Below are 24,225 nucleotides of genomic sequence, written 5' to 3'. Positions count from 1 at the left end.
CGGCTGTGGACTGGTCCACTTTGTAGTGGGGGAACAGGGGTACCGCACAGCAACACATCACAGGAGGCCGCCGGTGAGACGAGCGCGCCCGGGGGCGCCGCCCCGAGGCACGGCCAACCGCGCCCTGACGAGTGTCGGAGCGGGGGTGGGTTTTGACCGGAATCCACTCCCGATGGACACCGTCGAACGGAAGCCGGTCACGACGGCGAAGGAGGAGCCCCCGCAGTCGAAGCTCTGGCACATCACCCTCAGCGTCTCGGGCGCCGAGACGCCGCTGAGCGAGGTCAGACGCGGCCTGGAACAGCTCGCCCACGACCATCCCTTCCTGCTGACCAGCCGCTACGCCAACGACCACGCGGAGATCCGCTACTGGGAGGAGGCCCGCGATCTGCACGACGCGGCCGCGGTCGCGCTGCGGCTGTGGGGCGAGCACCGTTCCAGCGCCCGGCTCCCGCCCTGGGAGATCGTCGGCCTCGAAGTCATCGACCGCGAGACCTACCACCTGCGGATCGCCGAGGGTTACGGACCGCCGCCCGCGGCCCCCGTGGGCGTGCACCCCTACTGACCCCGGGGTGATCCGCGGGCGTCCGCCCCTCGGGTCGGCCGTCTCGCATCACGGGATACGTGACGGATGCCCGCAGAGCGCGCATTACTCTGCGGGCATGACCACGCTCTCGCCCTACGACAACCTTTCCCCGGTCGCGCAGACCGCCTACCGGGCCCGTGCCGCCGCCGCCGACATCGCGCCACTTCCGCGCGCGGCCAAGGACGACGCGCTGCTGGCCATCGCCGACGCCCTCGAAGTGCGCACGAGCGAGATCGTCGAGGCCAACGCGGAGGACGTCGAGCGCGCCCGCGAGGCCGGGACGAGCGAAGGCGTCATCGACCGCCTCACCCTCACCCCGGAACGCATCCGCGCCATCGCCGCCGACGTACGGGACATCGCGGCCCTGCCCGACCCGGTCGGCGAAGTGGTGCGCGGCTCGACCCTGCCCAACGGCATCGACCTCCGCCAGGTGCGGGTCCCGCTCGGCGTGGTCGGCATCATCTACGAGGCCCGGCCCAACGTCACCGTCGACGCCGCCGCCCTCTGCCTGAAGTCCGGCAACGCGGTCCTGCTACGAGGCTCCTCCTCCGCCTACGCCTCCAACACCGCCCTCGTCCGGGTCCTGCGCGACGCGGTCGGCGGCTCCGGACTGCCGGCCGACGCGGTACAGCTCGTCCCGGGCGAGAGCCGTGACTCCGTGACGGAACTGATGCGGGCCCGCGGCCTGGTCGACGTCCTCATCCCGCGTGGCGGCGCCTCGCTGATCCGCACGGTCGTCGAGGAGTCGACCGTCCCCGTCATCGAGACGGGCACCGGCAACTGCCACGTCTACGTCGACGCGCAGACGGACCTGGCCATGGCGGTCGACATCCTGATCAACTCCAAGGCCCAGCGGCCCAGCGTCTGCAACGCGGCCGAGACCCTGCTCGTCCACAAGGACGTGGCGGACGCCTTCCTGCCGCTCGCCCTGGACGCGCTGGCCGAGGCCGGGGTCACCGTCCACGGCGACGAGCGGGTGCTCGCCCACGCCGAGTCCACCAAGGCCACGGTGGTCCCGGCGACGACGGAGGACTGGGAGACCGAGTACCTCTCCTACGACATCGCCGCGGCGGTCGTCGACTCCCTGGACGCGGCGGTCGCCCACATCCGGCTCTGGTCCTCCGGCCACACCGAGGCGATCGTCACCACTTCGCAGGCCGCCGCCCGCCGGTTCACCCAATGGGTCGATTCGGCCACGGTCGCCGTGAACGCCTCCACGCGTTTCACGGACGGCGGGCAGTTCGGCTTCGGCGCCGAGATCGGCATCTCCACGCAGAAGCTGCACGCCCGCGGTCCGATGGGCCTGCCCGAGCTGACCTCGACGAAGTACATCGTCACGGGGGACGGGCACATCCGCTAGGGCCTGGATCCGCCTCGGCCCGTCCGGTCGGCCCCTCCCGCCCAGAAGGGGCCGACCGCATGTTCGCCTTCCCGTCGATCCGGGGGAGTTCGCGGGGTCCCTGCCCAAAAGGTCCCGACGGGGCTACGCTGAACCCGTGCCGGACGACGTGGGGGGCAAGCCGTTCCCGGACGGCTGGGAGCCCGACGACGACCGCGGCGGCGCGGACGAGGACTTCGCCTCCGTGGTGTTCGACGAGGACTTCGTCCGGTCGGCGCCCGTCCACGAGCCCACCGCCGTGGAGCGCCTGCTCGCCGCCGCCGAGGCCCGCTCCGAGGCCGACGCGGCCCGCGCCCGCCGGAACCGTCGCACCGACGACGAATACGGCCCCTACGGACGCCCCCGGGGCTACCACGACCCCCACGACCTCGACTACGACCCAGACCACGGCGTCGGGGGCGACGACTCCGCCCCAGGTCCCTACGGCCGCCACGGCGGCTCCCTGCGCCCCTACCGCAACTCCGCCCGCTGGCACCGGCCGGTCGCCTGGCTGCTGGCCCTGGTGATGGGCGTCGGCATGGTCTCCCTCGCCTTCAGCGCGGTCTACCGGGGCACCTCGAACAACCGCCAGGACCAGATGCCGCCGCCCGCCACCAGCGGCGTGGACAAGCCCGGGGCCGTCCCATCGGCCTCCGCGGACTACTCCCGCCCCGCGGTCTCCGCCGAGCCCCGGGTGCCCTGAGCCCACCCCCTCACGTCACCCGTTCGCCGATGGCCGCCCCCTCCGCCCTCGCACTTCCCGGCGGTCTCCGCGTTTACGCAGACCGCAATCGACCTACCCTGAAGATGTGACCCCTCGTTCCCAGGGGGGCTTCTCGCTGCCAACGCCGCTCGGCCGAAGCAGACCGTTGCGCACCGAACCGACCGGTGTGGAGATCGGGAGAGAAGTCATGACAGGCCGCTCAGAACCGCCGGACGGCCCGCCCGAGAACCCCGCGGGCGGCGAGGACGAATACCGCTCGCTCGTCTTCGACGAATCGTTCGTCCAGGCTGCCCGGATGCAGGAGTACTCGGCGCAGGAACGCATGGGCGAGCACGCCCGCGCCGTCCGGGCGCTGCCCGAGGAGCAGCTCTCCGTCCGCGGTGGCGGCGGCTCCCGGGCCGCCGTAGCCCTGGTGGTCCTCATCGCCCTGGCCTTCGCCGTGGCCGTCTACGTCGGCTTCCGGAGCCCGTACCCCCAACCGGCCACCCGGCGCGCCGAACCTCTGCGGACCACCGTCGTCCCCCTGGCCCCCCGGGGCGCCGTACCGGGCGGATCACCCGAGCGGCTGTACCGGGCCGAGCCGGTCTCCGGATTCCGCACGGGCGTGGCAGGCATCGCCTTCCCCGCCGTGGAGCGCACGCGGAACTTCTCCGACAGCCAGATCACCGCCGCTCTCGCCACGGTCAAGGACTACCTGGTGGAGTCGTCCCTGAACCCCGACGTCCTCACCGGCTCCGTACGCCGGCCCGTCGAGCACCTCCTCGACCCGGACCAGCGCGCCCAGTTCGAACGGAGTCTGAGCAGCCCGGCGGACGACGGGAGCCACGCCGCCACCGGCTGGCTCGTGCGCTTCGACCCGGAACAGGTGGAGCTCGCGGACCCGCAGATCCGGGTCCAGGGCACCATCCGCTACGAAGAGGAGGCGGCGGGCGCCCTCGGCGTCATCTCGGACCACACCTTCACCTACGCCCTGCGCCCGGCGGACGGACCCCACCGGGAGGACGGCGCATCCCTGTTCACCGTGCGGCGCGAGCTGCACTTCCGCTTCGACCGGGAGGACCTGCGACTGCACCGCCTGGAGGTGCGCACCGCCTACATCCAGGCAGGGCCGCAGTCCTGCTCGGCCGACGCGACCGGGATGCTCCGCCCGCTCCTCGCCGGGGAACGGGCGGACGACCGCGGACCCGCCGCCGCCGACCCGTACGCCACGGGCCGGCCGACGGCGGCGCTCTGCGGGACCCTGGCGGCCGTCAGCTCCCCGACGACGGCCCCGACGTCCCCGGGCTCCCCTCCTCAGGGTCCTCAGGCCGGCCCGACGTCTCGTCCCCGTCCGTAGCGGAACCGCTGGACGTGTCCTGCGCCCCGCCCTTCGCGCCCCCCGCTCCGGCTCCGGTGAACTTGTCGCGCAGCTTGCCGCCCAGGTCCCCCGCGCCGCCGGCGATGTCGCCCACGAGCTTCATCAGCGGGTCCTTGCTGGTGCGCACCGTGTCCGCGTAGTGCGAGGCGGACTCCCGGAACGAGTCGGTCACCGAGGTGTCCTTGTCCTCGCCGCGCCGCGGGTAGTGGCCGTCCATGATCCGCTGGAAGTCGCGGGTCTCCGACCACTTCTTCAGCTCGGCGGCCCGCACGGTGGTGAACGGATGTGTCCGGGGCAGCACATTGAGGATCTTGAGGACGGAGTCGCGGAGGTCGCCGCCCTTCTCGTACTCGTCGGCCTGGGCGAGGAAGGCGTCCACATTCATCTCGTGGAGGTGATTGCCGCCCGCGATCTTCATCAGACCGCGCATCGAGGCCGTGATGTCCTGGCCGACCAGCAGTCCGGCCCGGTCCGCGGACAGCTCCGACTTGCGGAACCACTCGCGCAGCGCCGTCACTATCGCCATGATCGCCACATTGCCCAGCGGGATCCAGGCGACCTTCACGGCGAGGTTGGTCAGGAACAGCAGTATCGTCCGGTACACCGAGTGGCCGGAGAGCGCGTGGCCCACCTCGTGGCCCACCACCGCCCGCATCTCCTCCTCGTCGAGCAGCTCGACCAGGCCGGTGGTGACCACGATGATCGGCTCGTCGAGCCCGATGCACATGGCGTTGGGCTGCGGGTCCTGCTTCACGTACATCGGCGGGACCTTCTCCAGGTCCAGGATGTAGCACGCGTCCCGCAGCATGTCGTTGAGGTGGGCGAACTGAGCTTCGCTCACCCGGACGGAGTCGGAGAGGAAGAGCAGCCGCAGGCTGCGCTCCGGGAGCAGTCCGCTGAGCGCCTTGAACACGGTGTCGAACCCGGTCAGCTTGCGCAGGGCCACCAGGGCCGAGCGGTCGGCGGGGTGCTCATAGGCCCGGGAGGAGATCCCGGGGAATCGCCGGCGCTGCCTGCTCGGCACGTTCTCGTGACTGTTGTCGGTCATGGATGGCCCCCTGTTCGTACGAGACGTTGCTCGTCCCCCGGACAAAAACCAGCGTAGGCGCTGGCGCTACGGTGTGCGGGGGGCTGTGGATAACTTTGAGGAGCGCCCGAATGCCGCACACCGCCGTACTGCTCGCCGCCGCGTCCCAGGAACAGGGACCGGGCGGCACCCTCCGGATCGTGCTGCTCGTCTCGATCCTCGGCGCGGTGCTGCTCGCCTGGTTCCTGCTGCGTGGATACCGCAACGACGACAACAACGACTGAGTCGCCGTGAGCGTGCCCGAGGGTCCCGCATACGATGTGACCGACGTCTTCCTTCCGATTCACGATCGATAGGTCCTGCCGAAGATGAGCCTCACGAGCACCGCACACCAGCTGGTCACTCTCGCCTCCGAGGGCGGCGAGGGCGGCAACCACGAAAGCCTCAACCCTTACGTCATCGGCGTCGGGGCCTTCCTCGCGCTGATGTTCCTGCTGTGGGTCACCACCCGCTTCAACCGCGACCGCTGAGCCGGGGCGTACAGCTGTGCCAGTAGGCTCTGCACGCATGGGAGAGCAGGAAGTGCCTACCGGCCCCGACAAACGCCGTATCGGCGTGATGGGCGGGACATTCGACCCGATCCACCATGGACACCTGGTGGCGGCCAGTGAAGTGGCCGCCCAGTTCCATCTCGACGAGGTCGTCTTCGTCCCGACCGGTCAGCCGTGGCAGAAGAGCCACAAGAAGGTCTCCCCGGCCGAGGACCGCTATCTGATGACGGTCATCGCCACCGCGTCCAACCCGCAGTTCTCCGTCAGCCGCAGTGACATCGACCGTGGCGGACCGACGTACACCATCGATACGCTGCGGGACCTGCACGAGGTCCACGGCGAGGCAGACCTCTTCTTCATCACCGGTGCCGACGCGTTGTCCCAGATCCTCACCTGGCGCGACGCGGAGGAGCTGTTCTCGCTCTCCCACTTCATCGGTGTGACCCGCCCGGGTCACGTGCTCACGGACGACGGGCTGCCCGAGGGCGGCGTCTCCCTCGTGGAGGTGCCCGCGCTCGCGATCTCGTCCACGGACTGTCGTGAGAGGGTCGCGCAGGGGGAGCCGGTCTGGTACCTGGTGCCGGACGGGGTGGTCCGCTACATCGACAAGCGCCAGCTGTACCGCGGCGAATGAGCCACGGAGAGGGGCACCGGTGAACGACCGACAGAACCCGTACGACCCGTACTACCAAGAGCCGCAGATCGTCGGCTACGACGCGTACGGGCAGCCGGTCTACCAGCAGGGCCACCAGCAGTACGACCAGCACGGTCAGCAGGGGCAGAGCTACGACCCCTACGCCGCCCAGCCGGGTCAGGGACACCAGGCCCAGGACTTCGGGTACGGCTATGACGCGTACGGCAACCCCCAGCAGCAGCCCCAGGGTTACGACCCCCACGCCGGCCGGCACCCCGGCCAGGCGCCCCAGACGCAGCACGGCCATGGCGCGGACCAGGGGTACGGCTACGGCTCGTACACCGACTACGGCTACGCCACCGGGCAGCAGCCGGCGGCGGTCGATACCGGCCAGTACTGGGGCATCCCGCAGCAGGGCGCGGCCCCCGCACCGGAACAGGCCTCTCAGCAGGCTCCCGTACAGCCGCAGCAGCCGCAGCAGCCGCAGCAGTCACCCGAGGCAGCGGAGGAGGCGGGGGACGAGTCCGGGCTTCCGGGGCAGCGCAAGCCCACCCCGGACTACCGCACCGAGCAGTTCTCGTTCATCGAGGAGCCCGACGAGGACTCCGAAGACGTCATCGACTGGCTGAAGTTCACCGAGAGCCGCAGTGAGCGGCGCGAGGAGGCACGTCGCAAGGGCCGCAACCGTATGGTCGCGCTGATAGTCGTCGCCGTTCTTGTCGTCGTCGGCGGGGCCGGCTACCTCTGGTCCGCCGACATGATCCCGGGCCTGTCCGGATCGGCCGAGAAGAAGGCCGTGGCCGCCGGCGCCCAGCAGCGCGACATGATCGTGGTGCACCTGCACGACACGAAGAGGGGCAGCACCTCGACGGCGCTGCTCGTCGACAACACCACCACCAAGCAGGGCACCACCGTCCTGCTGCCCAACTCCCTCGCCGTCGCCTCCGACGACGGGACCACCACCACGCTCGGCAAGTCCGTCGAGGACGACGGCAGGACCGGCACCCGGGAGTCGATCGACACCCTCCTGGGTACCCGGATCACCGGCACCTGGCGGCTGGACACCCCGTACCTGGAGAACCTCGTCGAGCTGGTCGGCAACATCGAGGTCGACACCGACACCGAGGTGCCCGACGCGAAGAAGGGCGCATCGCCCCTGGTGCACAAGGGCGAGGGCCAGACGCTCAGCGGTCCGATGGCCGTCGCGTACGCCACGTACCGCGCGCCGGGCGAGCCCGAGGCCAAGCAGCTGACGCGGTTCGGCGAGGTCATGCGAGCCACCCTGCGCAAGATCTCCGAGGACCCCAAGGCCGCGACGGTCACCATCGAGACGCTGCTCCAGGTGCTCGACCCGTCACTGCCGGAGAAGGACCTCGGGGCTTCGCTCGCCAAGCTGGCCTCGCGAGCCAAGGTCGGCGACTACAAGACGGCCGTGCTGCCGGTCCAGGAGGACGGCACGCTCACCGAGGCGGACACCCGCGGCGTCGTCAAGGACATCCTCGGCGGCACGGTGAAGGCACCCGAGGAAGGCGCTCCGCTCCGGGTCGCCGTCCGCAACGCCACCGGGAACGAGAAGGCCGCGGAGGCCGCCCGGGTCCAGCTGGTCAACGGCGGCTACGCCTTCGTGGACAGCGGCAAGGCAGGGGCCGAGGCGTCGTCCGTCGTGCTCTACCGGTCCGCCGAGGACAAGGAGAAGGCCGTCGAGGTGGCCAAGACCCTGGGGCTTTCCGCAGGTGACGTGAAGAAGGGCGAGCCGGCCGCCAACGCCGACGTGTCCGCGGTCCTCGGCCAGGACTACGAGGTCCGGTAGCCCGTCGGCCCGCTCAGGGGCACCGGCCGACGCTCCGGCGTCGGCCGGTGAACGCTGTGAAAGCCGGCCGGTGAAACGCAGTAAGGCTCTGTCGGTGGTCCGTGAGACCCTAGAGGTTGCATCCGACCGCCGACGAAAGCCTGCATGTGACCGCCACGGACCGCTCCATCGAGCTCATCAACGCCGCCGCTCAGGCGGCCGCCGACCGGCTCGCGCACGACATCATCGCCTACGACGTCAGCGACGTGCTGTCGATCACCGACGCCTTCCTGCTGGCCTCGGCCCCCAACGACCGCCAGGTCAAGTCGATCGTCGACGAGATCGAGGAGCGGCTCCAGAAGGAGCTCGGCGTCAAGCCGGTGCGCCGCGAGGGCGACCGCGACGCCCGCTGGATCCTCCTCGACTACGTCGACATCGTCATCCACGTCCAGCACAGCGAGGAGCGCGTCTTCTACGCGCTGGAGCGCCTGTGGAAGGACTGCCCGGAGATCGCCCTCCCCGAGGACGCGATCAAGACCCGTGGCAAGGCCGAGGAGCACGCACAGCTCAACGGCGGCACGGAAGGTGACCAGAGCTGAACGGCAGCAGCAGCGGCAGGGGCCGCAGGATCGTCCTCTGGCGGCACGGCCAGACGGCATGGAACCTGGAGCGCCGCTTCCAGGGCTCCACGGACATCGAGCTCACCGAGGCCGGCGTCGGGCAGGCCCGCCGCGCCGCCCGGCTGCTCGCCTCGCTGAAGCCGGACGCCATCGTGGCCTCCGACCTGCGGCGAGCGGCGGCCACGGCTGCCGAGCTGTCCGCCGTCAGTGGTCTCACCGTCGCCCACGACGCTTCACTCCGTGAGACGTACGCGGGCGCCTGGCAGGGTCTGACCCACCAGGAGATCGTCGAGCGCTTCGGTGAGCAGTACGCGGCGTGGAAGCGCGGGGAGCCCGTGCGCCGGGGCGGCGGTGAGCTGGAGACCGAGGTCGCCGACCGGGCGGCCCCGGTCGTTCTGGAGCACGCCGAGAAGCTCCCGGAGAACGGCACGCTCGTCGTGGTCAGCCATGGCGGCACGATCAGGACGACGATCGGCCGGCTGCTGGACCTGGAGGCGCATCACTGGGAAGGGCTCGGCGGGCTGTCCAACTGCTGCTGGTCCGTCCTCGGGGAGGGTGCGCGCGGCTGGCGTCTGCTGGAACACAACGCCGGCACGCTCCCGGAGCCGGTGCTCGGCGACGACGACTAGTCGAGGACGACCGGCCGACGACGGGCTGGCGACTGGACTCCGTCGGGAGGAAGTTGAGAGGCCGTTCGCGGGCCGCCCACGGGCGACCCGGGCCGGATTTCGCTTTCCGGCAGGTCGCAGGCTAAAGTTCTTCTTGTTCGCAGCGCGGAAACGCAGGGAACACAGCGAACAGCGGGGCTATAGCTCAGTTGGTAGAGCGCCTGCATGGCATGCAGGAGGTCAGGAGTTCAATTCTCCTTAGCTCCACAATCAGGATCCCGCCCCTACCAGGGGGCGGGATCCTCTGCATAGAGGGCACCGGGCGGGCTGACCCCTTGCGGGGTCATGGCAGAATCGGAACGCCGGAGGGGGCGACGTGCCGATCGGGAGGGAGCGCGATGTCTGCGAGTCGCGAACACGTCCCCGACCAGCCTCTTGTCGCCGCCTCACCCCCCGGTTCCGTACCGTCCGAAGATCGATCCCGTCTCGGCTGTCCGTCCTGCGGTTCGTCCCACGTGGCCCAGGTTCTGGGTGACAGCGGAGGGGTCTCCTACGTGTGCACGGCCTGCGGCCACAGCTGGAGCTGACTGATGGGTGCACACAGGCGTAAGTGCGACTGGTGCGGCAGCGGTACGCCCATCGTCAGGGACATGGACCCGGTCAACGCGGAGTACCAGTACTGGTGCGAGGAATGCGCGCGGGCGCTGATCATAAAAGGCGACCCCATCGAGACCTATCGGGAACTGGAGGGGGAGCCGATCTACGGGCGGCTCCTGGAGGAGCACTGCACCCTCAAGCGCTTCTACTCCTTCGCAACCGCCTGACCTGCGGCTGAAGGTCAATCGTCCGGGACGATTCGGGCGTATCGGTGCGAACCGGAAACGATTTGGTGAAGCGCCGGGGGGACCGTGTAATGTTCTCGATGTCGCCAAGGGAAACCGGGCGGCACACAGCGAGGGGCTATAGCTCAGTTGGTAGAGCGCCTGCATGGCATGCAGGAGGTCAGGAGTTCAATTCTCCTTAGCTCCACAAGATCGACAGTGAAGAAGCGGGCCACCCGGATCGGGTGGCCCGCTTCTTTTGTCCGGATCGGATGCGGTCGGGGTCAGTCGCGCCCACCGCCCAGCGCACGCCGGCCCGCGGCTGGCAGGGCGGGACGCTGTTCGGCCGGCGGCTGCTCGATACGGAGGGCCAGGGCGGGACAGCGGCGCACGGCCCGCTGGGCGCGCCCGCGCAGATGCATCGGAACGGCGGCGTCCGCCAGTGCGGGATAGCCGTCCGGGCCCAGCCGGATGAGCTCGGGGACGGTGTCCGCGCACAGGCCGTGACCCTGGCAGAGCGTCCAGTCGACCGCGAGCTTCTCGCCGCTCGGAATCGACTCCTCCATGTCCTGGTAGCCGGGTGCGGGCAGCGGCAGCACCCCGACCGTCTCCCGGCCGCAGCCACCGTCCAGTACGTGCGCGGCGAGGTCGTCCGTGAACGCCGACAGCGTCGAGAACAGGAAGCGGGCGGAACCGTCCGGGTGTTTGCACGCCCCGCGGCCCTTCACGGCCTGGGTGACCTCGCGCAGGGCCTCCAGGGCGGCGGGCCCGCCGCCGTTCAGCAGGTCGGAGAGCCCGCCCGCGGCGGCGGGGAGCCCCAGCTTGCACGGACCGCACTGTCCGGCGGTCTCGGCTGCCAGCCAGTTGGCTATCCGGAGGGACTCGCCGAGCGGGCACGTCTCCGGCCCGATCGGCAGGATGGCCCCCGCGCCGAGTGCGCCCCCCACGGTGGCCAGGGACTCGCGGGAGACCACGGCGCTGTGCGAGGAGACCGCGTCGATCCAGTTGCCGTGATAGCCGCCGGTGAGCACTCCCTGGGGGAACTGCGGTGCCCCGGACAGTTGCAGGACGTACCGCAGCGGCACCCCGGTCGGCACCTCGATGACCATGGGCCGGGCCACCGCGCCGGAGACGGTGAGCAGGACGGTGCCCGGCTCGCCCGCCAGCCCGGTGTGCCCGTAGCGGCGGGGCCCGATCCGGGCGGCGACGGCGAGCTGGGCGTACGTCTCCGCGTTCGACAGCAGCGTCGGGGCGCCGCCCACCCCGGTCTCCGCCGCCCGCTCGCGCCGGCCCGGCGGCAGGGCGGGCCCGCCGTTCGCCGCCCGGATCACCGAGGACGCCTCGCCCGAGACCATGCGCTCCGGGGTGCGGACCACCCGGGCACGCAACTGCTGGCCACGCCGGTCGGAGAGGCCGCGTTCGGCGAGGGCCGCCCGTACGGAGATCTCCGTGGAGTTGCGGGTGACGGCCACGACCAGGGTGCGCGCGCCGAGTGCCTCCGCGGCCAGCAGCGCACCGTCCAGGATCAGGTGCGGGGCGCGGTTGAGCAGGACGGTGTCCTTGCGGCAGGCGGGCTCGCCCTCACTGCCGTTGATCACCACGACGGGCCGAACCCCGCGCCGGATGGACGCCTTCGCCACGGCCCGCAGCTTCTTGCCGAAGGGGAAACCGGCGCCTCCCCTTCCGCGCAGGGAGATCGCTTCGGCCAGTTCGGCCAGCCGCTCACCGGTCATCGGCTCCAGCGGCCCGTGCACCTTGAGGTGCATGGCGAGGTCGAGCCGCTCCACCAGGTCGAACCCGGTGGTCAGCTGCGGCAGCCCGACGACGCGGACCTCGGGCACGTCGGGGAGGGGGACGTTCACGGTCGGTCTCCTGCGGGTGCGTGCCAGGGTTCACCGGCCGGGGGCGCGGTGAACGGCCCGGTCGCCGGTTCCGCGCGGGGTGCGGCGAAGGGGGAGGGGGCGGCAGGGGGAGCGGGGGAGGTGCTGTCGTACTCCGGTATGCCGTGTTCCGGTGCGCCGTAGGCGTGTTCCGGTGTGCCGTAGGAAGGCGTCGCGTACGTGTGCTCGTGCTCCTGTGCGGTGTACGCGGGCGGCTCCGCCCGGGGCGGAGCGTGGTGCGCCTGCGCGGGCGGTGCGGGGGACGGCGAGGGCCAGCGGGTCTCCGGCGGGAGCGACGGCCCGCCGCCGAGCGAGACGGCGCGGTATCCGGCCGCTATGCCCGGTCCCGGTCCGGGCCCCGGCGTGTTCCTCCGCCCTCGGTCCGGCAGGTCCTCCGGGGGGCCGAAGGCGATGCGGTCGGCGCTGCGGGGCGGGGGCTCGTACAGGGGTGACGCGGACCCGTACAGCGTTTCCGTCGGTGCTTCGTGCAGTGATCCGGGGATCGCCGTGGGAGGGGGCGAGGTCGGGCGTACGGGCGCCGACAAGGTACGCGGGCGCACCGGCGTACCCCGGGTGTCCCGGTCCGGTTCGCTCCAGGCCGCAGGGTCGGACCAGGGCTCCCCGGCGGACGAGGAGGACTCCCGCAGGACCGGATCGGGGGCGGCCGGGGGCTCCTGGCCCAGCAGCTCGGCGATCCGGTCGGCGATCCGCCGCTTCGTCGGGGGCGGCAGCAGCCGCAGGCACAGTGCGCCGACGACTGCGGCGAGGCAGAGGCCGTACATCACGACCACCCAGGTGGCGGGCGCACGACCCGCGTACAGGCCGTGGATCAGCGCGGCGCACCAGGCCGGGTACGCCAGCGCGTGCAGGGCGCGCCATCGGCCCGCGATTCCGCCCGTGTCCCGGGGCGACCCCAGTGACCGACCGAGCCGGGCGGCCTTGGGGGAGGGATGCGCGAAGGCGCTGCGCAGGGCGCCAGTCGTGGCCGTGAGGACCATCAACAGCCCGGCCAGCGAGCCGAACCCGATCAGGCCGGCCGTGCCGGTGACGCCGAGACCGAAGGGTATGAGGGCGCCGATCAGGGCCACATGGCCGAGAGCCACCTTCACGGTTCCGTGCAGCAGCAGGAAGCCGATCGAGGCCACGGCGGTGGCCCGGTGGATGCCCTGGCAGACGATCCGCTGACGGGTGGAGAGGAACAGCCGGTCGGTGGCCAGCAGGCCCCAGGCGACGGCCGCGCTGAGCGACACCAGCGACAGGACGCCGGTGGTGAAATCGAGGGTGGCGCGCAGCTCGTCGCTCCCTGCGACGGCGAGCAGAGGGACAAAAACCAGCGCGGCGACAGTCAGGCCGCCCTGTACCGGCCGACTCATTCCGGGGCTCATGCTGGGGGATACGCGGATCTTGCGATGAGGGTTCATGGGGCGACTCCGAATAGTTCGGCAAAGCGGTCCCGTTGCCGCATGCTAGGGCGCCCCATACCAACCAGTACGGGCTTTGCTCGGTTGCCCTGAAAGAGGTCGGTACGCCGAGTAACCCCCGCTTCCCGGGCGTTCCCTCCGCCCCGGGAGCCGCTCCAGGACTCCACGGAACGCCCATCGGAAGCCCACAGAAGCGTCGCGCTCCGGCTACGGAGAGTGGCAATCGGGTGGCAGGGTTCCGGCTCGCGCGCGTGATGTCCGCCCTCCGGTTACTCCCCGCTCCCTTCCGGGCCCGTGCGGTACCCTGACGCCATGCGTGCCGTACGCCTTCTGCTTAGCGGGCCGCGCTGAACAGTCCCGACCGGTGAGAACGCCTGGTCGGAGTCAGCGCGGCGTCCCCTCCTGTGCGAGGGGATTTTTCGTTTCCCGGCAGATGACGATCGATGGAGCTTTGAGGATCATGAGCGAGACGAATTCCGCAGCCGAGACGGCCGCGCCGCACCGCTACACGGCGGCGATGGCCGCCGACATCGAGGCACGCTGGCAGGACTTCTGGGACGCCGAGGGGACGTACGAGGCGCCGAACCCCACCGGTGACCTGGCGGGCGACCCGGAGCTGGCAGCCAAGCCGAAGAAGTTCATCATGGACATGTTCCCGTACCCCTCGGGTGCGGGCCTGCACGTCGGACACCCACTGGGCTACATCGCCACCGATGTATACGCCCGCCACCAGCGGATGACCGGCCACAACGTGCTGCACACCCTGGGCTTCGACGCGTTCGGCCTGCCCGCCGAGCAGTACGCCGTCCAGACGGGCACCCACCCCCGGGTCTCCACCGAGGCCAACATGGTGAACATGAAGGTCCAGCTGCGCAGGCTGGGTCTGGGTCACGACCACCGCCGCTCCTTCGCGACGATCGAGGCCGAGTACTACAAGTGGACGCAGTGGATCTTCCTGCAGATCTTCAACTCCTGGTACGACACCGAGGCCGACCGGGCCCGCCCGGTCGCCGAGCTGGTCGAGCAGTTCGAGAGCGGAACGCGCGCGACCCCCGACGGCCGTGAGTGGAGCGAGCTGAGCGCCACCGAGCGCGCCGACCTGCTGAGCCAGTACCGCCTGGCGTACGCCTCCGACGCCCCGGTGAACTGGTCGCCCGGTCTGGGCACCGTCCTGGCCAACGAGGAGGTCACCGCCGACGGCCGCTCCGAGCGCGGCAACTTCCCCGTCTTCAAGGCCAAGCTGCGCCAGTGGAACATGCGCATCACCTCCTACGCCGACCGGCTGCTGAACGACCTGGACGGGCTGGACTGGCCCGAGGCCATCAAGCTGCAGCAGCGCAACTGGATCGGACGCTCCGAGGGCGCCCGGGTCGAGTTCCCGGTCGACACCGCGGGCGGCATCACCGTCTTCACCACCCGCCAGGACACCCTGTTCGGCGCGACGTACATGGTGCTGGCGCCCGAGCACGACATGGTCGAGCGGATCATCCCGGCCGCCTGGCCCGAGGGCACCCACCCGGTGTGGACCGGCGGCCACGCGAGCCCGGCCGAGGCCGTCACCGCGTACCGCAAGCAGGCCGCCGCCAAGTCCGACGTCGAGCGGCAGGCCGAGGCCAAGGACAAGACCGGCGTCTTCACCGGCGCGTACGCGACCAACCCGGTCAGCGGCGAGAAGGTCCCCGTCTTCATCGCCGACTACGTCCTGATGGGCTACGGCACCGGCGCGATCATGGCCGTACCGGCGCACGACGCACGTGACTTCGCCTTCGCGCGCGCCTTCGAGCTGCCGATGCGCTGCGTCGTCCAGCCCTCCGACGACCGCGGAACCGACCCCGCCACGTGGGACGACGCGTTCAGCTCGTACGACGCGAAGCTGGTCAACTCCGCGAACGAGGAGATCTCACTGGACGGCCTGGGTGTCGTCGAGGCCAAGGCGAGGATCACCGGCTGGCTGCAGGAGCACGGCGTCGGCGAGGGCACCGTCAACTTCCGGCTGCGCGACTGGCTGTTCAGCCGGCAGCGCTACTGGGGCGAGCCCTTCCCGATCGTGTACGACGAGGAGGGCATCGCCCACCCGCTGCCCGAGTCGATGCTGCCGCTGGAGCTGCCCGAGGTCGAGGACTACTCCCCGCGCACCTTCGACCCGGAGGACGCGACCGCCCAGCCCGAGACCCCGCTGTCGCGCAACGCCGACTGGGTCAACGTCACGCTGGACCTGGGCGACGGCCCGAAGAAGTACCGCCGCGAGACCAACACCATGCCCAACTGGGCAGGTTCCTGCTGGTACGAGCTGCGCTACCTGGACCCCACCAACGACCGGCAGCTGGTCGACCCGTCGATCGAGCAGTACTGGATGGGCCCGCGCGAGGGTCAGCCCACCGGTGGCGTCGACCTGTACGTCGGCGGTGCCGAGCACGCCGTGCTGCACCTGCTGTACGCGCGTTTCTGGTCCAAGGTGCTGCACGACCTGGGCCACATCTCCTCCGCCGAGCCGTTCCACAAGCTGTACAACCAGGGCATGATCCAGGCCTTCGTCTACCGCGACAGCCGGGGCATCGCCGTCCCCGCCGCCGAGGTGGAGGAGCGCGACGGCGCGTTCTACTACGAGGGCGAAAAGGTCAGCCGCGTCCTGGGCAAGATGGGCAAGTCCCTGAAGAACGCGGTCACGCCGGACGAGATCTGCGCCGAGTACGGCGCGGACACCCTGCGCCTGTACGAGATGGCGATGGGCCCCCTGGACGTATCGCGCCCCTGGGACACCCGGGCGGTGGTCGGCCAGTACCGGCTGCTGCAGCGCCTGTGGCGCAACGTGGTCGACGAGGGGACCGGTGAGATCACCGTCGTCGACACGGAGCCCGGCGAGGACACGCTGCGCGCTCTGCACAAGGCCATCGACGGGACCGGCCAGGACATGGCGGGGATGCGGTTCAACACCGCCATCGCCAAGGTCACCGAGCTGAACAACCACCTGACGAAGGCCGGCGGCCCGCTGCCGCGCTCGGTCGCCGAACGGCTGGTCCTGCTGATCGCCCCGCTGGCCCCGCACATCGCGGAGGAGCTGTGGCGGCGGCTGGGCCACACCGAGTCGGTCGTCCACCAGGACTTCCCGGTGGCGGACCCGGCGTACGTCGTGGACGAGACCGTCACCTGCGTCGTCCAGATCAAGGGCAAGGTCCGGGCCCGCCTGGAGATCTCGCCCTCCATCACCGACGAGGAGCTGGAGGGGCTGGCCCTGGCCGACGAGGCGGTCGTCGCGGCGCTGGGCGGGGCCGGGATCCGCAAGGTGATCGTGCGCGCGCCGAAGCTGGTGAACATCGTCCCCGCGTGACGGAGGCCGGTGACGGCAACCGTGTGACGGTCGTTGTGCGTGGTTAGGGCCATCCCCTACGGGCAGGTTGGGGGTTCCGAAGGAACCCTCGGCCTGCCCGTTCCGTCTACGGTGGAGGGGGCGACCGGTACCGGCGGCCGCATCGAGACATCGAGGGGCATTCATGGAAGCCGCGATCACGATCCTGGCGTTGCTCTTGGTCGCGTTCGTCGCGCTGGGTGTCTACGCGACCGTGAAGGCCGTCGGCGCGGCCAAGCGCGGCGTGGACCGCACGATCACGCAGGCCCGTCGCACCGTGGAGGACACCACGCTCCGGGCCAAGAGCTTCGGGCAGACGGGTGTCGCGGGCGAGCTGGCACAGCTCCGGCTCGCCCTGCGCACCTCGATGCGGGCCACGCAGGACGCCCTGCACGCCGGAGTCGCCGAGGACGCGTCCCTGGCGGAGTCGGTGGACCTGTTCCGGAGGCTGAGCGCGCACGGCCTTGAGCTGGACGACGAGCTGAAGAGGCTGGAGCGCGAGCCGGACCGGGCGACGGTCGCCGGCCTGCTGCCCAAGCTGAGGGAGCGCACGCAGCGGATCACGCACTCGGCGGAATCGCTGCGCTGGGCGGCGCGGGACCGGGCGCGGCAGTTCGCCGACGACGACCTGGACGCGCTGAACGCACAGATCGACATCGAGGCCGGTGCACTGCGGCACTGGACCGTGGACGAGCCGTCGTCGGCGTCCGGCGCGGGGGCCACCACCACGAAACCGGGCCACGGTCCCGGGACGGACTGGCCCGAACCGGCCGCCTCGGCGGGCCCCTCGGACGGCAACAGCAGCACGGCGGACGAGGCCTGGGCAGGACCGGCCCGCGAGGAGAGCCCGCAGGCGATCACCGCATCGGACCCGCGGCTGCGCACGACCTACCCCTGGCAGAAGTCGACCCGGCCCGAGACGACGAACTGAAGCACTCTCGCCGGCTCCGGGATACACAACGACCCGACCGGATACGCTCCGAAGCGGCCATGAACGATCAGAGGGCCGGGGCCGGGCTCCCGCACTCCCACCGCGCCAGGTAACCTCCGGCTCATGTCCCGCCATGTCGCTATCGTCACCGATTCAACGGCCTACCTGCCGCGCCCGACGATGGAACGGCACGGCATCACCGCGGTGCCTTTGACCGTCGTCCTGGGCGACCGGGCGCTGAAGGAGGGCACGGAGATCTCGGCCCGTTCGCTCGCCCTGGCTCTGCAGAAACGCCACTCCGTGACCACGTCCCGCCCCAGCCCCGAGGTCTTCGCCGCGGCCTACCGGGCGGCGGCCGAGGGCGGGGCGGACGCGGTGGTGTCGCTGCATCTGTCGTCGGAGTTCTCGGGCACGTACGACGCCGCGCTGCTCGCGGCGAAGGACGCCCCCGTCCCGGTACGCGTGGTGGACACCGGCATGGTCGCCATGGCTCTGGGATTCTGCGCTCTCGCGGCGGCGGAGACCGCCGAGGCGGGCGGTGGCCTGGACGAAGCGGTGACGGCCGCGGAGAAGCGGGCCGCAGGCACCTCGGCGTATTTCTATGTCGACACCCTCGATTATCTGCGCCGGGGCGGCCGTATCGGCACGGCACAGGCCCTGCTGGGTTCCGCGCTGGCGGTGAAGCCGATCCTGGAGCTCGACGGGGGACGGATCGAGATGCTGGAGAAGGTGCGGACGGCGTCCAGGGCCATCGCCCGCCTGGAGGAGATCGTCGCCGAACAGGCGGGGACGGCCCCGGTGGACATCGCCGTCCACCACCTCGCTGCCCCGGAGCGCGCGGAGCGCCTGGCCGAGCGGTTGCGCGAACGCGTTCCCGGTCTGGTCGACCTCCATGTCAGCGAGGTCGGCGCGGTGATCGGGGCGCATACGGGGCCGGGGCTGCTCGGTGCGGTGATCTCGCTGCGGTGAGCGCGGTGACCTGAACGGGGTGCGGAATTTCACCCCGTGGTGTGGCCGAGTTGTCCACAACTGCCGGACTGTCCACAGGAATCGGTGCTGCTCAGCGGGTTCCGGCGGATGTGCCTAACGTCGTGAGGCATGGCCCTTCGATCTCCTCGGGCGTCGGCTCCCGATGCCCTCTCCGCCTCCGCCCCGTCGTCCGATACATCGACCACGTACACGCCCACGCTCCCGCCTCCGTCCGACCCGTTGCCGGGGCGGACGCCCGCACGGGCGCGGCATGGTTCCGGCACTCGTCCGGGCGGCCGGGCGGGTACGGGTCCCGGCGCTCGTTCCGGTGTACGCCACGGGGGGCGGCGGTCCGCACGGGGGCGTTCCGCCCTGGCCGCGGCGGCCGCGCGTCGTCGGGCCGATGCGCTGATGGCGGCAGTCTCCGGGCTCGGGAGCGATGCCACTACCGCCCCGGTACCTGAGTCGGCACCCGCACCGGTACATGAGCCCGTACCGGTGCACGAGCCCGCACTGCTACAGGAGCCGGCACCCGAGCTCGTACCCGAGACTGCGGGGGCGCGATCCGGTCGTGGCCAGTCGAAGGTGCGCCGTGTCGTGTCGGCCGTCCGGGAGCGGTTGCCGTTGTGGGTGCGGCTTCGGTGCGGGATGGCGCCGCGCACGCCAGTCGCGCTCGGCCTGGTGCTGCTCGCCGCCGTGGCCGTCGCCGCCTTCCACTTCTGGTCCGTACGCCCCCAGACACTGCGTGCGCCGGAGACGGTCGCGGACGAAGCGGCGGCGCCCGCGCTGCCACCGGATCCGTTACGGTCCGGCGCCCCCGATCCGGTCCCCCGTCCGGCCGCCGGGGCGCCGCCGGTCGTGGGCGGGGGCGGCGCGAGCGGGAGTGGGCAGATCGTCGTCGATGTGAGCGGCAAGGTGCACCGGCCGGGGGTCCGTCGGCTTCCGGCGGGCTCGCGGGTGGCGGACGCGCTTGAGGCGGCGGGTGGTGTGCGCGCCGGCACGGATGTGACCGGGCTCAATCGGGCGCGGGTCCTGATGGACGGTGAGCAGGTCATCGTGGGGGCTCGGCCCGGCCCGCCGGTCTCGGGTGTGTCCGGTGGCGGAGGAGCCGGGACCGACGGGACGGCCGGTGCGCCGGGCGGGCCCGGACCCTCGGCACCGCTGAGCCTGAACACGGCGACCCCGGAGCAGCTCGAAACCCTGCCGGGGGTCGGGCCCGTGCTGGCCCAGCACATGATCGATTACCGCACGGAGAACGGCGGATTCCGGTCCGTCGACGAGCTCCGGCAGGTCAAGGGGATCGGCGACCGCCGCTTCGCCGACCTCCAGCCGCTCGTACGGCCATGAGCGGCCGCGAGGCCAGGCTCGGCTCCAGTGCCGCGGGCGCCGACGGGGACACCACCGGGAGCGGAGCGGGCCGGCGTCGGGAGGGGCCCTCGGACCTGCGGCTCGTTCCGCCCGCCCTGGTGGTCTGGGCTGCTGCCGCGGCGGCGCTGGGGCTGCCGGGGCGGTGGGTGGCCGCAGTGAGCGTCGCCTGTGTGGTTCCGGCGTTCGTTCTGCTGGTGGCGGCCGCCCGCACCTCTCGGGAGGCGAGGGCTGCCGGACGGTTCCGGGCCGTCGCCGCCGGGGGAGCCGTGCTGCTGTGCGCGGCGGCGGGCACGGCAGTGGCCGGACTCCACGGGGCCGACGTGCGGCGCGGCCCCGTCCCCGGGCTGGCGCGGGAGCATGCGCGGATCGACGCCGAAGTGCGGGTGACCTCCGACCCCCGGACGACCCGCCCGACGGTGCGGGGCAACCACAGTGCCCCGGCCCTTCTCCTCCTCGACGCCGAGGTCATGGAGGTGCGGACGGCGGACGGCCCGAGCACCCGGGTCCGTACACCGGTGCTGCTCATGGTCGCGGCGGGCGATCACCGGGCGGACTGGCAGAAGCTGCTGCCGTCCACCCGGCTCCGGCTCGGCGGCCGGCTCTCGGCTCCCGCACACGGGGGCGAGCGCCTCGCGGCGGTCCTGCGGGTGGACGACAAGGGGGCACCCCGGATCACCGGGCCCCCGACGTGGATCCAGCGCACGGCGGGGGCGCTGCGCGCAGGGTTGCGGGAGGCGACGGACGAACTGGACGCGGATGCGCGTGCTCTGTTGCCGGGGCTGGTGGTCGGTGACACCTCCAGAGTGCCGGCCGAACTCCACGACGCCTTCAAGGCGACCGACCTGACGCATCTGTTGAGCGTTTCCGGCGCCAACCTCTCGATTCTGCTCTTTCTCCTCATCGGGCCGCCGGGGGTGGCGCTGAACGCGGAACGGCGCGGCCTGGCGCCCCTGTTGGGGATCTCCCTGCGGGGGACCGCGCTGATCGGCGGTGCGTTGACACTCGCCTTCATCGTCGTGTGCCGTCCGGAACCGAGCGTGCTCCGCGCGGCGGCCTGCGGTCTCATCACGCTCCTCGCGATCGGAACGGGCCGCCGGAGATCCCTGATTCCCGCTCTGGCGGCGGCTGTCGTCCTCCTGGTGCTCTACGACCCCTGGCTCGCCCGGAGCTACGGTTTCCTGTTGTCGGTCCTGGCCACCGGTGCGCTGCTGACGCTCGCGCCGCGGTGGAGCGTCGCCCTGCGCGCGCGGCGGGTGCCGGGCAGGCTCGCCGAGGTGCTGGCCGCTGCGGCGGCCGCGCAGGCCGTGTGCGCACCGGTGGTGGTGGTCCTGGCCTCGCGGGTCAGCCTGGTGGCGGTCCCGTGCAATCTGCTGGCGGAGTTCGCGGTGGCACCGGCGACGGTGCTCGGGTTCGCGGCCCTCGCCGTCGCCCCGGTCGCTCCGCCGGTGGCCGAGCTGCTGGCCCGGATCGCGAGCTGGCCGGTCGAGTGGATCGCCACGGTCGCCCGCACGGGGGCCGGGCTTCCCGGGGCGGAGGCGCAGTGGCCCGGAGGGTGGTCCGGCGCGGCGCTGCTGGCCGGCCTCACGGTCCTGGCCGTGCTCCTTGCCCCGAAGCTGGCCCGTCGCCCCTGGATCTGCGCGGCTACCGGGGTGCTTCTCGTACTGGCGGTGCTGCGGCCGGTTCCGCTGACCCGGATCGTGACCGGATGGCCGCCGCCCGACTGGGCGTTCGTTCTCTGCGACGTGGGCCAGGGCGATGCGATGGTGCTCAGTGCGGGGGAGGGTACGGGCGTGGTCGTCGACGCCGGACCTGAACCCCGTGCGGTCGACCGTTGCCTGCGCGACCTCGCGGTGACGCGGGTGCCGCTCGTGGTCCTCACTCATTTCCACGCCGACCATGTGCGTGGGCTGCCGGGCGTGCTCCGGGGCAGGGCGGTGGGCGCGATCCAGACGACGAGCCTTCAAGAGCCGCCCGGACAGGCCGCGTTCGTGCGGCGGACGGCGGCTGCGGCGCGGGTCCCGACCTTGCGGGCCGTGGCCGGTGAGCACCGCCGGGCGGGTCCGGTCGACTGGCGGGTCCTCTGGCCGCGTCACGGGCCCGGGGGAGCGGGACCGGCGGCGGCCCTGGAACCGAACGACGCCAGCGTCACCCTGCGCGTACGGGCGGCCGGTGGTCTGACGCTGCTGCTCCTCGGAGACCTCGAACCCCTGGCCCAGCGGGAGTTGCTGCGTGGCCGGGAGGCGTCGGGCCCGGTGGACGTCCTCAAGGTGGCTCACCACGGCTCGGCCTTCCAGGATGCCGGGCTGCTTCACAGCGTACGGCCGAGGCTGGCGCTCATCTCCTGTGGCGCCGACAACCCGTACGGCCACCCGTCGGCCCGCACGGTGGGCGCTCTCCGGGCGGCGGGGGCCCGGGTTCTGCGCACCGACACCGACGGGCCGATCGCGGTGACGGGCGCCGGGAAGGAGCTTCGGGCGGTGGGCAGGTCATGACTCCGCCGGAGCCCGTCCCGCCCGCGCGTTGTCACGCTGCGCCGCTCGCGGGGGCCGGATCGCGCGGGTCGGATCAGCCACTCCCCGGCGAGCACCAGGTCAGACCAGCCACTCCCCGGCGATCATCAGATCGCGGTCGGCGAGTTCGTTCACCTCGCGCCAGGCGCGCACGGTGGGGGGGGTGTCTCTATGTCCTTCGTCAAGGACGTGGTGTCTGGTATGGGGCTATTTGGGGTGGTCATGCGGTGAGGGTGACGGTGGGGGTTCTGGATTCGTAGAAGGTGCCGTCGCGGAGCATGGCGAAGAGGACGCTGATGCGCTGCCGGGCAAGGCGGAGGAGTGCCTGGGTGTGGGTTTTGCCGCGGGCTCTTTGCCGGTCGTAGTAGGTGCGGGAGGCGGCGTCGGCGTTCATGCAGGCGAAGGCGGAGAGGAACATGGCGCGTTTGAGCTGTCGGTTTCCGCCTCGTGGTGCGTGTTCGCCGTGGATCGAGGTCCCCGAGGATCTGGTTGTCGGGGCGAGGCCGGCGTAGGAGGCGAGGTGGGCGGCGCTGGGGAAACCGGTGCCGTCTCCGACGGTGACCAGCAGGACTGCGGCGGTCCTGACTCCGACTCCCGGCATCGAGGTCAGGACCGGGTGAAGAGGGTGGGCCTCCAGCAGGCTGTTGATCTGCGCTTCGAGTGCCCGGCGCTGGTCGTGGACGGCTGCGAGGGAGGCGGCCAGGGACGGGATCACGATGTCGAGGGTGCCCGTGCCGGGAACGATGACGGTCTGTTCGTCGAGAGCGTCGAAGACATCGTCGATCAGCCGCGCGGCCATCCGCGGGGCTTTCGGGCGGATGAGTTCGACGAGTCTGCGGCGGCCGGCTTTCCGCAGAGCGGCCGGGGATCCGTGGCGCTCGAGGAGCCAGGTGACCGCAGGGTGGTCCAGCCGGGGCCCGAGCACGCGCTCCAGCGACGGGTGAAACTGGGTGAGGAGCCCGCGTATCCGGTTGCTGGTGCGGGTCGCCTCGGCCGCGAGGTCCTGGTCGAAGCCAGTCAACACCGTGAGCTCGGCGGTGATCTCGTCGGTCAGCTCCAGCGAACGCAGAGTGTGGGGCATCGTCCGGGCGGCGTCCGCGATCACCGCCGCGTCCTTCGCGTCCGTTTTCGCCTCGCCCGGATACAGATCAGCGATCCGTCGCATGGCAAGCCCGGGCAGGTAGGCGACCTCGCAGCCCGCGTCGCGGGCCACGGTCAGGGGCAGAGCGCCGATGGACGCTGGCTGGTCCACGATGACCAGGACCGTGCCGAACTTGGCCTTGAGCTTGTCGAAGACCGCCCGCAGCTTCGGCTCGCTGTTGGGCATCGGCTTGTCGAAGACCTTCTTCCCGGCCGGGGTGAGCCCGTGGCCGTGGTGGGCGGTCTTGCCGACGTCCATCCCGAGGAAGACGCCCACGCCTTCGATGTCGAACATCGCACCCTCTCCAGGTCGTTGACCGTGCCGGCCTCGGCGGTGGCACCGTGCTCGCGCATCCACGTTATGCAGACCTGCCGCCCGCGAACTGCCCGGCATTGCGCCGGATCGGGCGGTAGCCGGGTCTCTCATCAGCGTCTCCGACGGCACCTGCCGGGCCCGGCGACACCACCCCCCAGGTCATCCGATCGACAGAGGGGACACAGTCATACCGGCCCCGGAGGCCAGCGGCCCCATTGCAGGACCGCGAAAAACATAACGGGGGGGGCG

General features: G+C 71.5%; 20 protein-coding genes, 2 tRNA genes and 1 pseudogene. 18 read left to right on the top strand and 5 right to left on the bottom strand.

Annotated features, from left to right (window positions below):
• The first annotated feature begins 73 nt into the window (after window positions 1-73).
• From B9S58_RS21480 to B9S58_RS21465, 4 genes are all read left to right on the top strand, one after another.
• Window positions 74-565: a hypothetical protein gene (locus B9S58_RS21480; protein WP_103533729.1), complete on the top strand. Its 492-nt coding sequence runs from the start codon at window positions 74-76 to the stop codon at window positions 563-565.
• A gap of 97 nt (window positions 566-662) precedes the next feature.
• A complete protein-coding gene (locus tag B9S58_RS21475) occupies window positions 663-1,946 on the top strand; it encodes a glutamate-5-semialdehyde dehydrogenase (RefSeq protein WP_103533728.1) in 1,284 nt (427 codons plus the stop codon).
• Between the two features lie 136 nt (window positions 1,947-2,082).
• Window positions 2,083-2,667, top strand: a complete 585-nt coding sequence (locus tag B9S58_RS21470; RefSeq protein WP_103533727.1) for a hypothetical protein — start codon at window positions 2,083-2,085, stop codon at window positions 2,665-2,667.
• Window positions 2,668-2,875: 208 nt separating this feature from the next.
• A complete protein-coding gene (locus B9S58_RS21465; protein WP_103533726.1) occupies window positions 2,876-4,024 on the top strand; it encodes a hypothetical protein in 1,149 nt (382 codons plus the stop codon).
• Here B9S58_RS21465 and B9S58_RS21460 read toward each other — a convergent pair.
• The gene (locus B9S58_RS21460) at window positions 3,939-5,093 is read right to left on the bottom strand and encodes a M48 family metallopeptidase (protein WP_103533725.1); all 1,155 of its coding nucleotides are present in this window, start codon (window positions 5,091-5,093) and stop codon (window positions 3,939-3,941) included. The genes B9S58_RS21465 and B9S58_RS21460 overlap by 86 nt on opposite strands.
• A gap of 110 nt (window positions 5,094-5,203) precedes the next feature.
• Here B9S58_RS21460 and B9S58_RS38090 point away from each other — a divergent pair, with 110 nt between their 5' ends.
• The 9 genes from B9S58_RS38090 to B9S58_RS21425 all read left to right on the top strand — a co-directional run bounded on the left by B9S58_RS38090 (window position 5,204) and on the right by B9S58_RS21425 (window position 10,303).
• Complete coding sequence (locus B9S58_RS38090) at window positions 5,204-5,356, top strand: hypothetical protein (protein WP_164873493.1); 153 nt, start codon at window positions 5,204-5,206, stop codon at window positions 5,354-5,356.
• 84 nt (window positions 5,357-5,440) lie between these two features.
• Window positions 5,441-5,602, top strand: a complete 162-nt coding sequence (locus B9S58_RS38085; protein WP_181009402.1) for a hypothetical protein — start codon at window positions 5,441-5,443, stop codon at window positions 5,600-5,602.
• Window positions 5,603-5,639: 37 nt separating this feature from the next.
• Window positions 5,640-6,257: a nicotinate-nucleotide adenylyltransferase gene (gene nadD, locus B9S58_RS21455; RefSeq protein ID WP_103533724.1), complete on the top strand. Its 618-nt coding sequence runs from the start codon at window positions 5,640-5,642 to the stop codon at window positions 6,255-6,257.
• 19 nt (window positions 6,258-6,276) lie between these two features.
• The gene (locus B9S58_RS21450; protein WP_103533723.1) at window positions 6,277-8,067 is read left to right on the top strand and encodes an LCP family protein; all 1,791 of its coding nucleotides are present in this window, start codon (window positions 6,277-6,279) and stop codon (window positions 8,065-8,067) included.
• Between the two features lie 146 nt (window positions 8,068-8,213).
• Window positions 8,214-8,645, top strand: a complete 432-nt coding sequence (gene rsfS, locus B9S58_RS21445) for a ribosome silencing factor (RefSeq protein ID WP_007449662.1) — start codon at window positions 8,214-8,216, stop codon at window positions 8,643-8,645.
• A complete protein-coding gene (locus B9S58_RS21440) occupies window positions 8,642-9,295 on the top strand; it encodes a histidine phosphatase family protein (RefSeq protein ID WP_103533722.1) in 654 nt (217 codons plus the stop codon). The genes rsfS and B9S58_RS21440 overlap by 4 nt, the downstream gene beginning before the upstream one ends.
• A gap of 173 nt (window positions 9,296-9,468) precedes the next feature.
• A tRNA-Ala gene (locus B9S58_RS21435) sits at window positions 9,469-9,541 on the top strand.
• A gap of 323 nt (window positions 9,542-9,864) precedes the next feature.
• Entirely contained in the window at window positions 9,865-10,098 is a 234-nt protein-coding gene (locus B9S58_RS21430) for a hypothetical protein (protein ID WP_003969224.1), read from the top strand.
• A gap of 132 nt (window positions 10,099-10,230) precedes the next feature.
• Window positions 10,231-10,303, top strand: a tRNA-Ala gene (locus tag B9S58_RS21425).
• A gap of 76 nt (window positions 10,304-10,379) precedes the next feature.
• On the opposite strand, the gene B9S58_RS21420 is transcribed toward B9S58_RS21425, so the two are convergent.
• Both B9S58_RS21420 and B9S58_RS21415 read right to left on the bottom strand, forming a co-directional pair.
• Window positions 10,380-11,957, bottom strand: a complete 1,578-nt coding sequence (locus tag B9S58_RS21420; RefSeq protein ID WP_103533721.1) for an NADH-quinone oxidoreductase subunit NuoF family protein — start codon at window positions 11,955-11,957, stop codon at window positions 10,380-10,382.
• Window positions 11,954-13,348 (bottom strand): hypothetical protein, encoded by a 1,395-nt coding sequence (locus B9S58_RS21415; RefSeq protein ID WP_103533720.1) that lies wholly within the window; start codon window positions 13,346-13,348, stop codon window positions 11,954-11,956. The genes B9S58_RS21420 and B9S58_RS21415 overlap by 4 nt, the downstream gene beginning before the upstream one ends.
• A gap of 508 nt (window positions 13,349-13,856) precedes the next feature.
• On the opposite strand from B9S58_RS21415, the gene leuS reads away from it, so the two are divergent.
• The 5 genes from leuS to B9S58_RS21390 all read left to right on the top strand — a co-directional run bounded on the left by leuS (window position 13,857) and on the right by B9S58_RS21390 (window position 22,502).
• Window positions 13,857-16,724 (top strand): leucine--tRNA ligase, encoded by a 2,868-nt coding sequence (leuS, locus tag B9S58_RS21410; RefSeq protein WP_103533719.1) that lies wholly within the window; start codon window positions 13,857-13,859, stop codon window positions 16,722-16,724.
• A 163-nt stretch (window positions 16,725-16,887) separates the two neighbouring features.
• Complete coding sequence (locus B9S58_RS21405) at window positions 16,888-17,673, top strand: hypothetical protein (protein WP_103533718.1); 786 nt, start codon at window positions 16,888-16,890, stop codon at window positions 17,671-17,673.
• Between the two features lie 123 nt (window positions 17,674-17,796).
• Window positions 17,797-18,642 carry a DegV family protein gene (locus B9S58_RS21400; protein WP_103533717.1) on the top strand — a complete coding sequence of 282 codons (846 nt, stop codon included), beginning with the start codon at window positions 17,797-17,799 and terminating at the stop codon, window positions 18,640-18,642.
• A 597-nt stretch (window positions 18,643-19,239) separates the two neighbouring features.
• Window positions 19,240-19,989 (top strand): helix-hairpin-helix domain-containing protein, encoded by a 750-nt coding sequence (locus tag B9S58_RS21395; protein WP_308457915.1) that lies wholly within the window; start codon window positions 19,240-19,242, stop codon window positions 19,987-19,989.
• Complete coding sequence (locus tag B9S58_RS21390; RefSeq protein ID WP_258044819.1) at window positions 19,986-22,502, top strand: ComEC/Rec2 family competence protein; 2,517 nt, start codon at window positions 19,986-19,988, stop codon at window positions 22,500-22,502. The genes B9S58_RS21395 and B9S58_RS21390 overlap by 4 nt, the downstream gene beginning before the upstream one ends.
• Window positions 22,503-22,601: 99 nt before the next feature.
• Here B9S58_RS21390 and B9S58_RS39315 read toward each other — a convergent pair.
• Together B9S58_RS39315 and B9S58_RS21380 are read right to left on the bottom strand one after the other, a co-directional pair.
• Window positions 22,602-22,691 (bottom strand): annotated as a pseudogene (locus B9S58_RS39315) (pyridoxamine 5'-phosphate oxidase); the annotation flags it as partial.
• A 49-nt stretch (window positions 22,692-22,740) separates the two neighbouring features.
• Window positions 22,741-23,955: an IS110 family transposase gene (locus B9S58_RS21380; RefSeq protein WP_103533579.1), complete on the bottom strand. Its 1,215-nt coding sequence runs from the start codon at window positions 23,953-23,955 to the stop codon at window positions 22,741-22,743.
• Between the last annotated feature and the right edge of the window lie 270 nt (window positions 23,956-24,225).

This window comes from Streptomyces sp. SM11, assembly GCF_002910905.1.
Lineage (GTDB): Bacteria > Actinomycetota > Actinomycetes > Streptomycetales > Streptomycetaceae > Streptomyces.
This window is presented reverse-complemented; position numbering and strand designations above follow the sequence as displayed.

Bases quoted from the DNA above. Each gene is read 5' to 3' on its own strand.
- B9S58_RS21475 (WP_103533728.1), top strand. From the start codon at position 663: ATGACCACGCTCTCGCCCTACGACAACCTTTCCCCGGTCGCGCAGACC.
- B9S58_RS21465 (WP_103533726.1), top strand. From the start codon at position 2,876: ATGACAGGCCGCTCAGAACCGCCGGACGGCCCGCCCGAGAACCCCGCG.
- B9S58_RS21460 (WP_103533725.1), bottom strand. From the start codon at position 5,093: ATGACCGACAACAGTCACGAGAACGTGCCGAGCAGGCAGCGCCGGCGA.
- B9S58_RS38090 (WP_164873493.1), top strand. From the start codon at position 5,204: ATGCCGCACACCGCCGTACTGCTCGCCGCCGCGTCCCAGGAACAGGGA.
- B9S58_RS38085 (WP_181009402.1), top strand. From the start codon at position 5,441: ATGAGCCTCACGAGCACCGCACACCAGCTGGTCACTCTCGCCTCCGAG.
- nadD (WP_103533724.1), top strand. From the start codon at position 5,640: ATGGGAGAGCAGGAAGTGCCTACCGGCCCCGACAAACGCCGTATCGGC.
- B9S58_RS21430 (WP_003969224.1), top strand. From the start codon at position 9,865: ATGGGTGCACACAGGCGTAAGTGCGACTGGTGCGGCAGCGGTACGCCC.
- B9S58_RS21415 (WP_103533720.1), bottom strand. From the start codon at position 13,348: ATGAGTCGGCCGGTACAGGGCGGCCTGACTGTCGCCGCGCTGGTTTTT.
- leuS (WP_103533719.1), top strand. From the start codon at position 13,857: ATGAGCGAGACGAATTCCGCAGCCGAGACGGCCGCGCCGCACCGCTAC.
- B9S58_RS21405 (WP_103533718.1), top strand. From the start codon at position 16,888: ATGGAAGCCGCGATCACGATCCTGGCGTTGCTCTTGGTCGCGTTCGTC.
- B9S58_RS21400 (WP_103533717.1), top strand. From the start codon at position 17,797: ATGTCCCGCCATGTCGCTATCGTCACCGATTCAACGGCCTACCTGCCG.
- B9S58_RS21390 (WP_258044819.1), top strand. From the start codon at position 19,986: ATGAGCGGCCGCGAGGCCAGGCTCGGCTCCAGTGCCGCGGGCGCCGAC.
- B9S58_RS21380 (WP_103533579.1), bottom strand. From the start codon at position 23,955: ATGTTCGACATCGAAGGCGTGGGCGTCTTCCTCGGGATGGACGTCGGC.